We start from the raw sequence: 13,378 nt of genomic DNA, 5'->3' as shown, positions 1-13,378 counted from the left end.
TAACTTTACGTCGGTACTAAGTTTGTTAGGAATCGACGAAACAGATGTGGAGAAGCACCTTGCAGATCACCGCGTCCACCGTCTCGCTCACCGTCGACGACGTCGCCGCCTCGAAGCGGTTCTTCACCACCCACCTCGGCTACGTGGAGCAGGCCGCGGCCGAGGGATTCGCCTCCCTGTCGCGCGAGGACGCGGCGGTGGACGTCGTCCTCCTCGCCCGCGGCACCGAGGTGCTGCCGGCCGACCAGCGTGACCGGCCCGCCGGCGGCCTGATCCTCGCCTTCACCACCAGCGGTATCGAGCACGAGGCGAAACGGCTACGGGCCGAGGGCGTTGAGATCACCATGCCGCTGCGGGAGGAGCCCTGGGGCGAACGCCTCTTCCAGGTCGCCGATCCCAACGGCGTGATCGTTCAGTTCGTCGAATGGGCCGCCCCGTCCGGCCCCGAACACGCCTGACACCTCGTGGCCGATTACCCGCAGACGCTGCCGGGCCAGGCCTGGCAGGCGCTGTCCGTCACGGCGCACGGCACATCTTCGGCACCGTGCCGGAGGGCGGCGCCGCTATGAGATCGGTCTTGCGGCCAGCCTCCCCCTTGGCCGGGAGCCCGGACCTGCCCTGCTGCCCGACTGCGCTCGACTACGAATTGGGGGAGGTAGCGGCGGCATTCCCGCGGGCGGAGGTGATGGCGGTGGTCATCGCGCTGAGGCAGCGTTCAACGGTGCCGAGTTCCACCGGGGTCAAGGCGTGAGCAGCGTGCCGATGGCGGGGCCGAAGAACGACCAGCCGAGGTCGACCGCCCGTGGTTCGACGATGAGCAGGACCCGCCAACGCGTTGCGTCCATCTTCCGTGCGGTATGCGTACGCCTAGCAGAGCAGGGGGCGTCCAGACTGTGCAGTGGGGCTCGCGCCCGGCACGTCATCCGCGGCGTCCCTTGGACAGGCGGTGCCGCGGACGACGTGCGTTTCCGTGGGGTGCTGGGTCAGTGGCTGGCGGCCTGCTGGAGGAGGTCGTGGAGGTCTTGTTCGGAGTGTGAGGTGCGGGCGGGAAGGGTGTCGGCGACGTCCGGGCGGCAGGCCGCTGCGGCGAGGAGGTCACGGACACGCTGGGCGAAGTCGTGGCCAGGCAGGGGGAGTTCCATGTCGGGTTCGCGTAGGTATCCGACGGTGACGGCGGTGGGGATGTAGGCCATGAGGCGGGTCACGGCGGTGGTGCGGTCCCGGACGGTCTGTTTGGCGAGGTGGCGCAGGATGCGCAGGATCGTGGTGGTGGAGGTGCTGGTGACGGGGTTCAGGGCGGGTGCCCACCCCTTCACGGCGCCGGGCCTGGGTGTGGAGGCGGGGGGCGGGGGCGGTGGCTGGACGTCGTCGGTCTGCTGGTGCCACCAGCTCGCGGGAGCGTCCTCGCCGGCGGCGAGGTGGTGGAGGTACAGGCAGTAGGCGGCGGCCGGCTGTCCGGCGCCGGCGGCGTACTGCCACCAGAAGCGGGCGCCGTCGTCGGTGTCGGTCAGCTGCAGCACGCAGGCCAGGACCAGCGCGCTGCGGGGTTCGGGGACCTGCTCGGTGACGAAGTCGGCGACCTCGTGGGCGGGAGTGTGGGAGACGAGGGTCTCGCACAGGGCCCGCAGGTCCTCGGCGGCCTCCTCGGCATCGCGCCGCCGGCCGGACACCCCAGGCCGGTCATGGGCGGCGGTTGGAGGCTGCGGGGAGCGGGCGGACGGGCAGGAGAGGGTGTCGACGATGTCGCGGGGAGCGGTGCGTTCCGTGGCGAGGCGTGCCCGGGCGAGAATGCCGTCGATGCGGGTCATGGCTGGTCTCCTTCTTCGGCAGGGGGCGGCGGTTCTTCGTCAGGGGGCGGCGGAGACACGGTGTCCTCGAGTTCTTCGGCAGGGGGCGGCGGGGACAGGGTGTCCTCGAGGAAGCGGATCGCATGGCGTTCGTCGGAGCGGACCCTCGGCAGCGGCTGGCCCAGAAAGTGGGAGACGTCCTCGTGGGTCATGCCGTGGAGGACGCGCAGCACCATGACGTCGAGCTGGTTGTCGGGCAGCCGGCTCATCGCCTTGAACAGGGCCATGGACTCGGCGACCTGCTCGGCGGCCTCGCCGACGTCGGAGGCGGTCTGCAGGGCGATCGTGTCGAAGGCGGCCTCGCTGAACTCGGGGCGGCCGTCGATGTGCGGGGTGCGGGCCATGACCGCGGTGCGCAGCACGGTGAAGGCGTAACGGCGGGTGTCGTGGCTGGCGAGGGCCTGGTCCCAGGAGAGCCAGAGCTGGTCGTAGGTCTCCTCGAGGGCCGCGTCGCGGCACCCGGTGAGGAAGACGCCGGCGTAGAGGCGGTAGCCGCCCTCGGTGATCTCGCGGAACGCGGAGAGCTCCATGGGCGGGGTGGCGCGAGTGGCCATCATCGTCCCGCGGGCGGCGGAGGACTTCTCAATCCAGGCGCGGGATTTGTTCTGCGTCTCCAGCGCGGCCTGCCGCCACAGCCGGTACAGCGGCCAGACCGAGACGCCCAGGACCACGGCGACGTCGTGAAGGAGTTCCCAGCGGGGGTAGAGCTTGCCGCTCAGCAGCTCGGAGATCTTCGGCTTCGAGATGTAGAGCTCCTCACCGAGCCGGCTCATCGTCAGGCCGGAGGACAGCGCGGCGGCCAAGTAGGCCTCGCGGACCGGACCCAGCCAGGAGCGGTGCGCACTGGAGACATGCGCCGCGATCGAGCCGAGAGGCCGGCCCGGGCGTCCAGAGCGCCGTGCGTGCGCGGCTCCGCCAAGAGCATCAGGCTGGAGATGCGGGACGTGCAGATGCCGGTCCCGACCGGCTGGCTCGCGACGGGCGAATCGGCTCTCCAGCCGCGACCTGGAGCACGGTGCCCCGCGCTCAGCTCGTGTAGAGCGTGAGTAGGCACGCCGGCGGTAGCCGGGGCAAGCCCCAGGTGCGGCGGGAAGCGTCGAAGGGCGCTACTGCCAGGCGCCCTCGGAGGGATCCCAGTTCCCCCGCACGCTGCCGTCGAGCAGTGGGTTGAGGAAGGCTTCGGCGGCGTGGGCTGCTTCGGGGAAGGTGCGGCATCCCTGGAGCCCGATGACCAGTGCCGCAGCATTCGGATAGTGGTCGTGCCAGGCGATTCCGGGAGCCTCGAAGTTCTTCGGCAGGGTGAGGTCGATGCCTCGCTGGCGCCGAAGTTCGGCCTCCTGGTGGATCGCCTGGTAGGCCGTGGGCCCGTCGACCGTCTCCTGCTGGCTGATCAGCAGCAGGTCGGCCAGGTCGCGGTAGCGGCTGGAACCCCCGTCGCCGTGCCGTTCATACAGGGCGCAGATCTTGTCGGCGATGTGGTCGATGAGGGGGTAGAGCCGCACGGTGGGCCAGTCGATGGGCCAGGGAAGGTCCACAGCGGAGGCGAGGGGGAGAGTTTCGGGAGTGCCGGCGAGCAAGCGGCGGACCGTGATGTCCACTTTGACTCTGTCGACGCGGGTGGGACCGAGGAAGACCTCGAAGTGCTGGGAGCCGCCTCGGGTGGGGTCGGACGCCGCCGTGTACTTGCCGGGGGCGAAGCGCAGGAAGTCGCCCAGGTCGTGGGCGGCGGCTTCCAGGACGCGCTTTTGTGCCTCGTCCGGGGCCAGTCCGGGCTCGGCCGCCTGGAGGTCGATGTCGCTGCTGAGACGGGCAGCGCCCCGGTAGCGGACGAGGAGGGCCTGGCCGCCCTTGATGAGCCAGCCGTCGGGGTCCAGCGTGAAGACCCGGGCTGCCAGGCGGTTGAAGTAGAAGATCCGCATGAGGTCGGAGACGTTCATGCCGGTCTGCTTGGACATCTTCTTGGCGGACTGGTTCAGAGCGGTTCTGAAGGCCGATGGAGTCTGGTACGTCTTACCCACGGATCGCCCCCCCTGGCGCGCTGACTTGGATCCGCAGACTCTACGCCCAGGTGATCGACTTCAGTGCGCCTAAGCACCAGATCCCTCTGGCCCCTGACTGCTGGTGCCATCCGGTTCCTGATGGCCATCACCGGAGTCGGCACTGCCGCCTGCGCAACTGGGCGGCTGCGCGGCCTTCCGCACCGACTCCGCAAGCGGGAGCAGCGCCTTCCGCAACGCCTCATCCCTCACCGGATTCGGCTGCGCGACCTTCCGCACCGACTCCGTAAGCGCGAGCAGCGCCTCCATCAGCGCAGGGTCAAGCACAGATGCGGTGGCCGACAGGTTGTTTTGCTGGCGCGCGGCTGCCCGCCTCGCCCACATGAGCTCGATGAGGTCGGGGCGTTCGGCCAGGAGGTCGACGGCCTGGTCGAAGCCTTCCTGGCTTGCCCGGTCGACTTCCTGGCGGCGCAGCCTTTCCCCGGCCTGCGCGACGAGGTGGTTGATCAGGTCGTGTCCGGTGGCGGTGGCCTTCAGGCCGTACTTCCGAGCGAACGGATGGACGCGTTCTGCCAGGTCGTCCACGGTGATCAGGTCACGGCGCTCGGCATCGGCGATGACTCCGCCGACATGCCCGCCGTCGGCACCGGCGTGCAGCAGGTCGGTGATGGTACGCACGGCCGTGGTGACGGGCAGGCCATCGACGATGGTGATCTCCGCCGGCGCCACCTGCGCCGTACGCAGGCGCACGAACGGTTCGGTCGTGGTCCGCCGACGCGGGACACTGATCTCCACTTCCGGGGCGGGGATGTCTCCGAGGTCCAGCAGCCGGCAGGCGGAGGCGTGGGAGACGACGCCGGAGTCCGGATTCCCGACGGCCCGGTCGAAGACGAACCACTGGGGCTGCAGGCGCAGCCAGGCGACTTTCACCTCCAGATGGGACGGAACGCCTGCTGCGGTCAGCTGGTAGACACCGCGGCCCACGTTCGACAAGAGGCCGGTCTCCGTCAGCCGCTTCAGCTGCACGCCGCCCACGCCCAGCTCCTTGGCCTGCGCAGCCGTCACCAGCCCCCACTGGTCTGCAGCGACTCCAGAGAGTGCTGCCACCTGCTCCGCACGATTCATACAGAGATAGTTACACACAACCGCAGAGATAGTTACCCCTTAGATGTAACAAACTCTGCACCAACGGCATCTGAGATGTAAATTTATCTGACATTGACGCTCCGCGAAAACTGCGAAGCACGGTTCCGAGTGCGCCGCCAGCTACGCAGCCCCTACGACATCCACGATGTCAACTGCCAATGCAGGGAACGCAGTTGGCCCGGATCGTTGTCAGTGCCGGGCCTTACCTTCGTAGGCACGCCCGCACGGGCCGCTCCCCCGACCTCCCGAGGAATCTTCCATGACCTACGTTCGCGGTCACCGCCGCTCGGACGGCACCTACGTCCGCCCGCATCACCGTCGCACCCGTCCGGTTACTGCCAGCACACCTCGCTCGGCAGCAGCCCCTCGCCGGGTTCGCACAGCCGCCACTCGGCCTCAGCCGACCACGGCCAGCCAAACGACATGGGTGCGGAGCTACCGCCGCGCTGACGGAACCGTCGTCCGCGCGCACCACCGACAGATCAGCGGCCCGGCCGTGGTGGCGGCCGGCGGCGGTGGGGCCATCCTGTTCATATTCCTGCTGCTGGCCCTGCTGAACGGTGGAGGCTCTGGCTCTGCAAGCACTCCGAGCTACCCTCCGACAGCTCCGGCAAGCATCAGCGGCCACTTACCGAACCGGTAGTCCTCGCACGGTGCGCCCGGGGCTGGAAGGTGCGGTCGAGGCCGACGGGGTTGTGCTGGGCCCCGGGTACCGCGAAGACATACCCGGCCGCAGAGAAAGATCGGCACCAGCAGGGCAGCCTGGGTGACCATCGGGGCTGGACCCGGACCAGGTGACCTTGCCCGACGAGCTGCGGGCCGTGGTCGACGGGCAGGTACGGGTCGTGGACGCGGCCGATGCGGTGGTCGTGGACTCCCCGGACCTGCTCCCCTTCACCTCCGGCGTCCCGCTGCTGCCGGTCTGTCCGGCCCGCGCCGCCGAACTGGCCGCACTGTTCCAGGTGTGGCGGCTGAGCGAGTCCGTCACCGAGTCGGTCGAATCCGACGGCGCCGAGCACGACGTACCGGAGCCGGTGCGGGTGCGGCTCGGCTCGCACACCCCCGCCACCTACGTCGAACACGAGGAGCTGGTCGTCGACGGCGTCGAGATCGACTGGCGCCCTACCGACGACGGCGTCCTGCACGCGGCCACCCTGGAGGGCGTCGCCGCGGCCTGGCCTGGGCGGCCGGCCAGTGGCCCCGCCGCTTCGAGGTCGCGGCCCTGCTGGAGGTCCCGACCCGCACCGGGGAGCTGGCGCGCGACCGGTGGTTCGACTGATCTCGACAATTCCCACACTGGTTTCTTACCAGTAGTACAACCTTTCACTTCCGTCCCGGGTCAAGTCTGACGAGCCATCGGCTCTGCAGACTTGAACCGGGTGCGCGACCGCCGTCGAGCCGCGACCGCGCACCCCTCTGACGTGGGGACTACACATGCGCATCCGTGCCTCTGTCGCCGTGGTGAGCGGCGCTCTGGCCCTGTCCGCCCTCGCCGTCCCGGCCGCCCAGGCCGACGGCGGTTATGGCGACACCAAGATCACCAAGGTGGTCGTGGACGGTGACAACAAGGTGTCCATCGGCACCTCCGCCGCGAAGACGTTCAAGGTCAGCGTGACCGCGACGGACAACTCGGGTATCAAGGGCGCCGATTCGTTCGACCTCTTCGGCCCCGACAACGGCATCGAGTCGACCGGCAAGCCCACCTGCACCGTGGTGAACGCCACCACCTCCACCTGCACCGCCTCGGTGACCATCGACCCGAGGGTCGACTACCTCACCAACAAGAACGCCGGCACCTGGTACGTCTCCGCGTGGATCGACGCCAAGGACGGCGACTTCATCTGGACGGAGAAGGCCGCTTCCTTCTCCTTCCAGCGCGCCGCCAAGCTCAACACCAACGCCGCCCCCGAGCCGGTGACAAAGGGCAAGACCCTCACCGTCACCGGCGCCCTCACCCGGGCCAACTGGGAGTCGCTCAAGTACGGCGGTTACGGCTCCCAGGCAGTCAAGCTGCAGTTCCGCAAGAAGAGCTCCAGCAGCTACACCACGCTGAAGACCGTCACGGCGGACTCCAAGGGCAACCTGAAGACGACGACCACCGCCAAGGAGGACGGCTACTTCCGCTTCTCCTTCGCGGGCAACTCGACCACTGCGGCTGTCAGCGCCACGGGCGACTACGTCGACGTGAAGTAAGCGGTCACGAAGCAGGCAGCGGTACCGCCCGGCCCCCGAAGCGCACGCCGCCTCCGGGGCCGGAACGTTGCTTCTCACTTGTGCCACGAGCAGGCAGCCGGCGGACAAAGCGAGGACGAGCGGGATCCACATGAAGCTGCTTTCCTCACCCTTGCGGGCGAGCAGTCACTCGCGGAACCCGGCGAGCAACCTGCCCGAGGTGCCCAGGTCGACCCCTTCGACGAGCATGGCCGCCGCATAGTAGGTCCCATCCAGGCAGTACATGCCCGGCCGGTCACGGAGGTTGTCGATCAGCTCTCTGTCAGTCATGGACTCCCTCAGAATTGAAGTCGATGACGCCGTTGCAAAGCCACTTCATCGTCGACATCCGCATGTGCCGCTGGGTCGATGGCCACACGGGTCTCGTTGCTCCTTCGCCGTAGGTCAGCTCAGCAGACACTCGCAGATAACCCGAGCTTCCCAAGCACAGCGCTCACGCCTGGCCCACTGCGTGCACAACATGGAGTCCTACGCCCCGGGTGTTGGCGTCTCAGGCATCAGCAGGGCCGTCATCGACACCGAAGTGGCGGGAGACCTCGTCGATCGTGAAGCGGGCACGGAGCTTGCAGGCAGAGTTCTGGTTGGCGAAGAAGCCCGGACGCCACAATGCCCTCTCGCGGGGTACGGCATGTCCCCACGTGACCGGGACGATCCACTCACGACGATCTTCCCCATCCTTCTGTGCGCTCTCTCCAGCGGCTCGGTAGGTGCCCTTCAGAGGCAGATCAGCCATCTGTCGACTCTCACCATCGATGGCGAGGACGGCCTCCTCGAACGGCTGAGGCTCTCCGGACACCGTGCCGACGCCCACGTACCCCACCTTGGGGATGTGGGTGAATACGCGCGCTCCGAGCGGCAAGGACCGGATCGTGCGGGAGAACCACTCCCCGCCACCAGCCGACACGAACCCAAAGCGAAGCGCATCGTCCCAGCTCCGGCTGCCGGGCTCATCACCGAACGACACGTACCAGTCCGTTCCGCTCCACTGCTCCTGTTTTCCGCGCCCCTTCGCTCCCGCCGATGGCACCGTGGCTTCGGCGTCATCGATCAGCCAGGTGCGTGCCAGGTACGAGCGCCCCTCGTCCTCGAAGTACCGGAAGAACAGGACGTTGACCGGCACCTGGAAGCCGGATGCCAGGTAGCTGACGATCCGCTCCGTCGCCGCATCGATCTCGCTCGCGACGACGGTCAGGGAGTGAGTGGAGTTCAAGGCCTCTGGCGGACTGCCGCCGAATTTCAGTGCGAACGCCTCGTCCAGCTCCTCCACCAGTCCCCTGCGGCGGGCGTACGCACCATAGATGTCACGTATCTGTTCGTTGGTCAGCTCCTGAACCCAGGAACCGTAATCGAGGACCTGCGCCACCACCTCACGCGGCGTGCGATCCCGCTTGAGCTCAAGTACATGCAGGCTCCCCTCGGCGTCCATGCCGAGCAGGTCGACGACCTTGCCATACAGCGTGGGCACCTGACGGCCGATCAAGAGCAACGGTGTCCCCAGTATCCCCGGATCGGCCTCGATCAGCTCTTCCAACCGGGACTCCAGCGGCATCGGCCTCGTGGTGACCCGCACCGGCCTGTCGTCCACCCGCCACAGCCCGAATTCCAGCGGCATGCCCGCTCCCCTCCGCTCAGACCTGAAGTCAAGCAGACACCGAAGTCAGCACTTCATCCAGACCGTCATCTCAGTTCCGTGCCACAGAAGTGCCAGATACAGGGGCTGGGCCGCTGAGTTGAGCGGATGCGCCAGATGCGGGCAGCCACGCAGCACACCAGTCGGCCCGTGGTGCCAGGGTGAGGTGGCCAGTATCAGGCGACTTCGGGACCGGTGGGTGGCGGCCCGCCGGGCGGCAAGGATGAGGCCGAGGGCGGCTACGGCAGTCAGGGCGGACATAGCGTGGGAAGCGGACACGGTCGTGGGACCTGTCCGTGCGGGGAAGATGTGCAAGGGGGGTGCCGGTGTCCACGTCGCACCGGCACCCCCGGTTGGTCCACTGACGTCAGCCGGGCCAGGTGCCGGTCAGACGGCGTGTGGTGGCGGCGCCAGCTCGGTCGACGGCGGCCTTGACCCCAGCGAAGATCGCGCCCTGCAGCATGGCGGCGAGCAGCACCTCTGTCCCGGTGCGGTCCTCGTCGGTGGCGTCGGGGGCGTCCTCGTCGTGGCCGAGCATCTTCCACGCCTGCTTGAACACGGCCCCGGCGAGCATGCCGCTGACAGCTCCCAGAGCGAGACCGACCGGCTTGTAGGCGATCTTCGAGGCTTTCATCCGCTCACCCCTTCCGGCGGCGGCACGCCAGCCACATCAAGGCGGCCACACCGGCTGCCGTCAGCAGCAGGGTGCGGTTGTCCCGCGCCGCCTGTGCCCCCTGGGCCGCCTTCTGCCGCACCGGTTCGGGTGCCTTCTCCTGCAGCAGACTGGTGGCCTGGGCGGCCTTGGCCCGGGCCTGCCCGGCGGCGGATGCGGCCTTGTCCTTCACCGGGTCGGGGATCTTTTCCTGTACCTGGGCTGCCGTATGGGCGACCTTGGCCTTCAGCTCCCCGGCCTTGGCGGCGGCCTGCTGCTTGACCTCGGCTGCCTTCTCCTGGGCGCGGGCCTTGACGTCCGTCTTGGCCGCCAGCGCCTCGACCGTCTGCCCGAGCTCCTCGCGAGTGTGCTCGACGTGCTCGCGCAACTCCTCAGGGCTGGAAGCGGTTGTCTGCTCGTGGGGCGGCTGGGTCATCGCTGTGCACTCTCCTTGATCTCGGCCACATCGGCCTTCACGCTCTCGACCGTCCGTTCGGGCGTCGGCGGCGCGCCTTCCTTGATCTGCTTCTTGCCACTCAGGGCCATCACCGCGGCGATCACACCCAGCACCGCCGTGACGATCAGCGCCGCCGCCCATACCGGCAGCGGCACCGCGAGGGCGGCGATCGCGGTGGCCACCAGGGCCTGCAGCATCAGGAAGCCGACCACCCCGGCGCCGCCGAACAGGCCACCGCCTTTGCCGTAGCGTTTGCCTTTCTCCTTCATCTCCGCCTGCGCCAGCCTCATCTCGCCGCGCACCAGCTCCGTCAGCTGCTGCGACGCGCGCTGCACCAGCTCGCTCACCGGCTCGTCGGTCCCCTGCGGACTACTGCGCCCGCCAGGGGGTGGCTGGATGGTCGACACGACGATCACCTCCCGTCTCCTGTGTTCTGACCAACGACGGGCCGTGCAGGGGCCCGTCGCGTGAGCACGCGAGTACCCCGAACTGACCAGATCAGGACACCGCCTCGACGCGGTACACAAGCGAATGGGTTGAGTCGCAGCTTGTGGGTTACCCGCACGCCCGCAGTCCTGGTACGGCGCGGCGCCGGCCCGAGGGCTTGTCCGCGCGTGCCTGGCAGTTGGGGCTGCCGGGTACACAAGCCGGCCCGCTCGGGCACGTTCCGAGCGGGCCGGCGCATACAGAAAAACTCAGCCGAGTGCTGACGTCGACATTAGAGGTGACCCGGCCACCGGCCGGTCAGCACCGTCCGGCCGCAGGGTCACGGGAAACGGCCGCTAGAGCCAAGAGCGCAGGACCAGGTGCGGGGCGCGGCGGGTGAGCCAGGCGCTGGCCAGGCCGATGGCGGCGCCGGCGGCGACGTCGCTGGGGTAGTGAGCGCCGCTTTGCACACGTTCGACGGCCACCATGGCGGCCGGCACCGCGCACAGCACTCCGGCCGGCGGCCACGCCGTGGCAACCGCGGCGGTGAAGGCGACCGCGGCGGCGGTGTGCCCGGAGGGGAAGGACGAGGAGTCGGGACGGTCCTCGACCTCGTTGTGCGGGAACCACTCCTTCGGTGGCCGGGGACGCTCGGCCAACTGCTTGCACCCCGCGTTGGACACCAGTTGCGCCACGGCCACAGCAATCAGGCCCGCGGCGGCGGCCCTGCGGCCGCGCTGGCCGCCCATGAAGGCCATCGCTGCGGCCGCGCCGCACCACAGCTTGGTTCCCTCCGCCGCCTCCTCCACCGCAGACAGCGTCCGGTGAAGCCCGGGTGAGGCACTGGCAGCGAGTCGCTTGGTCAGGCTCCGGTCTGTCTCACGAATCCCAGCCATCACGTCCATGGTCTGCGAGTATCCCGTAGATCATCAGCCATGCGGCGCGGAAGCGTCGGTGCTGCCGGGCGTTCAGGTCTCGTCCATGCGGCGCCGGTCCTCCTCGTCCCACTTTCGTGTGTCGCGGGGCTGGGTGTACGGCTCGGCCTCGGGCGGATGGCCGCCGGCGATGGCCCGCTGCCGTACCGTCTCCGCGTCGAACTCCAAGCCCAGCAGGATCGCCAGGTTGGAGATCCACAACCAGACGAGGAAGACGATGACGCCGGCCATCGTGCCGTAGGTCTTGTTGTACGAGGCGAAGTTGGCGACGTAGAACGCGAAGCCGGCGGAGGCGATCATCCAGATCACCAGGGCCAGGAAACTGCCCGGGGTGACCCACCGGAACCCCTTCACCTTCGCGTTGGGGCTCGCCCAGTACAGAATCGCGATCATCACGGTGACCAGGACGACGAGCACCGGCCACTTGGCGATCGACCACACCGTCACCGCCGTGTCCCCGACCCCCAGCGCTTGCCCGGCCCGGCGGGCCAGAGAGCCGGTGAAAACCACGATCAACGCGCTGATCACAGCCAGCACCATCAACACGACCGTGACCCCGACCCGCACCGGCAGCACCTTCCACACCGGGCGGCCCTCCGGCATGTCATAGACAGCGTTGGACGTGCGGATGAACGCCGCCACGTAGCCGGACGCCGACCAGATCGCCAGTGCCAGACCGACGAGGGCCATGACCGACCCGGTACCGGCGTTGCCCTGCAACTGCTCCACGGCCCCGGTGATGATGGTGCGGGCGGAGCCGGGGGCGAACTGTTTGAGGTTGTTCAGCACCGTGTCGGTGGCCGACTTCCCGGCGATGCCGAGCAGGGAGACCAGCGCCAGCAGCGCCGGGAACAGCGACAGCACCCCGTAGTACGTCAAGGCCGCAGCGCGGTCGGCGAGTTCATCGTCCTTGAACTCCTTCAGCGTTCCCTTGAGGACTTTGCCCCACGACCGCTTGGGCAACTTGGTCGGGGCATCCGGTGCCCGCTGTTCGACCTCCGGACCCGGACCGGCCTTCTCCGGTGCAGGCACCTCGTCATCGTGGTCGGCGTCTTTTCCTGGATGCAGATTCGCCATACCCACTGAGTAACCCCACGCCAGCCCCCTAACGGCCATTACTGCTGGGATGCGGGCCAGCAGTCACCTACGGCCCTGCTACGCGGTCAGTGTCGCGTCTCCCATGACACCCGTCGCCTCACACGTCCACAATCACGCAGCCCGGATGATCGGCCGGACAAGTCCCAGCCGGACATGCACCGTGCCAAGCCCCGGCCCGTCCACGGGGCGAGTCAGCCCAGAGACGTCAAAGAGTTCTGCCCGTCCAGTCCAAGCACTCCGGGTAACCGGGGCGCGTGCACATCGGCCGGCCGACGTCGCCGAACCGTCCCACAGAGGGATCTTATGCTGCCGTCATGCTGGGCTTTTCATCCAAGCGATGAGCTGGCCCCACCAGCCGTTCTTGGTGTCCGGCCGGACCTGTGCCGGCCTCGTTGGAGGTGTCGGCTCCAGTGTGCGTGCACTCGTGCGCGGCGTCGGCTCGCACGTGCATCGCTGAAGTGTCGGCACGCCGACGAGTACTTGCTCCACGTGTCTTCCGCAGCCCTCGTAAGTCGCCTTCCGGCACGACCCGCAGACAGCACGTTGGCACATGGTTTCCTCCGTTGGCACCGATCCTGTTGTACGGCTCAGTAATATCAACAGTTTCGTCACAGCCAGATTTCACATTTCCACCACAATGAACCTCCGAATAGGCACGATCTCCACGGATCACTGGCGCCTGTCGGCAACAGACCCGGCCATAGAGCGCGGCAACCTTCGCACAGGCCACGCCTTTTGGCGCCCTTATCCAGCTATGAGGGACAGGAAGGCCTGGGTGCCGCATGACATATCTCACCCAGCGAATTGGAACGGTCACGGTGACAGATATCCCTCAGGTTGCTCGGGGCACCGGCACAGTGGTTCGATCACGCCCGGCCGAAAAAGTGGAGGAGGCATTCCGCATTGACAGGCCGTCACCGCGTCCTTTTGGGATCGTCGGCCTGGTGCGGTGAGGGCA

At 68.1% G+C, this 13,378-nt stretch carries 13 protein-coding genes and 1 pseudogene; 3 read left to right on the top strand and 11 right to left on the bottom strand.

Annotated features, from left to right (window positions below):
* The first annotated feature begins 59 nt into the window (after positions 1-59).
* Positions 60-458: a VOC family protein gene (locus tag ACFVVO_RS34645; protein WP_390060385.1), complete on the top strand. Its 399-nt coding sequence runs from the start codon at positions 60-62 to the stop codon at positions 456-458.
* 525 nt (positions 459-983) lie between these two features.
* Here the strand turns inward: ACFVVO_RS34645 and ACFVVO_RS34640 are convergent.
* The 4 genes from ACFVVO_RS34640 to ACFVVO_RS34625 form a co-directional block, all read right to left on the bottom strand.
* Positions 984-1,808, bottom strand: coding sequence for a hypothetical protein (locus ACFVVO_RS34640; RefSeq protein ID WP_390060383.1), 825 nt, complete (start codon positions 1,806-1,808; stop codon positions 984-986).
* A complete protein-coding gene (locus ACFVVO_RS34635) occupies positions 1,805-2,650 on the bottom strand; it encodes a sigma factor-like helix-turn-helix DNA-binding protein (protein WP_390060381.1) in 846 nt (281 codons plus the stop codon). Before ACFVVO_RS34635 ends, ACFVVO_RS34640 begins: the two co-directional genes overlap by 4 nt.
* A 303-nt stretch (positions 2,651-2,953) precedes the next feature.
* The gene (locus ACFVVO_RS34630) at positions 2,954-3,802 is read right to left on the bottom strand and encodes a nucleotidyl transferase AbiEii/AbiGii toxin family protein (RefSeq protein WP_390060380.1); all 849 of its coding nucleotides are present in this window, start codon (positions 3,800-3,802) and stop codon (positions 2,954-2,956) included.
* Positions 3,803-3,934: 132 nt separating this feature from the next.
* The gene (locus ACFVVO_RS34625; RefSeq protein WP_390060378.1) at positions 3,935-4,969 is read right to left on the bottom strand and encodes a type IV toxin-antitoxin system AbiEi family antitoxin domain-containing protein; all 1,035 of its coding nucleotides are present in this window, start codon (positions 4,967-4,969) and stop codon (positions 3,935-3,937) included.
* Between the two features lie 800 nt (positions 4,970-5,769).
* Here ACFVVO_RS34625 and ACFVVO_RS34620 point away from each other — a divergent pair.
* Positions 5,770-6,269 (top strand): annotated as a pseudogene (locus ACFVVO_RS34620) (molecular chaperone Hsp90); the annotation flags it as partial.
* Between the two features lie 155 nt (positions 6,270-6,424).
* Positions 6,425-7,183: a calcium-binding protein gene (locus tag ACFVVO_RS34615; protein WP_390060376.1), complete on the top strand. Its 759-nt coding sequence runs from the start codon at positions 6,425-6,427 to the stop codon at positions 7,181-7,183.
* A gap of 165 nt (positions 7,184-7,348) precedes the next feature.
* Here ACFVVO_RS34615 and ACFVVO_RS34610 read toward each other — a convergent pair whose 3' ends face one another.
* The 7 genes from ACFVVO_RS34610 to ACFVVO_RS34580 form a co-directional block, all read right to left on the bottom strand.
* Positions 7,349-7,492, bottom strand: a complete 144-nt coding sequence (locus tag ACFVVO_RS34610; protein WP_390060375.1) for a hypothetical protein — start codon at positions 7,490-7,492, stop codon at positions 7,349-7,351.
* A 220-nt stretch (positions 7,493-7,712) separates the two neighbouring features.
* Positions 7,713-8,834, bottom strand: coding sequence for an endonuclease NucS domain-containing protein (locus tag ACFVVO_RS34605; protein ID WP_390060373.1), 1,122 nt, complete (start codon positions 8,832-8,834; stop codon positions 7,713-7,715).
* Positions 8,835-9,219: 385 nt separating this feature from the next.
* A complete protein-coding gene (locus tag ACFVVO_RS34600; RefSeq protein ID WP_390060372.1) occupies positions 9,220-9,486 on the bottom strand; it encodes a DUF4235 domain-containing protein in 267 nt (88 codons plus the stop codon).
* Between the two features lie 4 nt (positions 9,487-9,490).
* Positions 9,491-9,940 carry a DUF3618 domain-containing protein gene (locus ACFVVO_RS34595; protein ID WP_390060371.1) on the bottom strand — a complete coding sequence of 150 codons (450 nt, stop codon included), beginning with the start codon at positions 9,938-9,940 and terminating at the stop codon, positions 9,491-9,493.
* Positions 9,937-10,368 (bottom strand): phage holin family protein, encoded by a 432-nt coding sequence (locus tag ACFVVO_RS34590; protein WP_390060436.1) that lies wholly within the window; start codon positions 10,366-10,368, stop codon positions 9,937-9,939. Before ACFVVO_RS34590 ends, ACFVVO_RS34595 begins: the two co-directional genes overlap by 4 nt.
* A gap of 375 nt (positions 10,369-10,743) precedes the next feature.
* Positions 10,744-11,196 (bottom strand): phosphatase PAP2 family protein, encoded by a 453-nt coding sequence (locus tag ACFVVO_RS34585; protein ID WP_390060369.1) that lies wholly within the window; start codon positions 11,194-11,196, stop codon positions 10,744-10,746.
* A gap of 159 nt (positions 11,197-11,355) precedes the next feature.
* On the bottom strand, positions 11,356-12,399 hold the full coding sequence (locus tag ACFVVO_RS34580) for a YihY/virulence factor BrkB family protein (protein ID WP_390060367.1): 1,044 nt from the start codon (positions 12,397-12,399) through the stop codon (positions 11,356-11,358).
* Positions 12,400-13,378 lie beyond the last annotated feature (979 nt).

Origin of the sequence: Streptomyces sp. NPDC058145, from assembly GCF_042884245.1 — a bacterium.
In the GTDB taxonomy this organism is placed as follows: domain Bacteria; phylum Actinomycetota; class Actinomycetes; order Streptomycetales; family Streptomycetaceae; genus Streptomyces.
The sequence above is the reverse complement of the archived record's forward strand: the minus strand, read 5'-3'. Positions and strand labels throughout refer to the sequence as shown.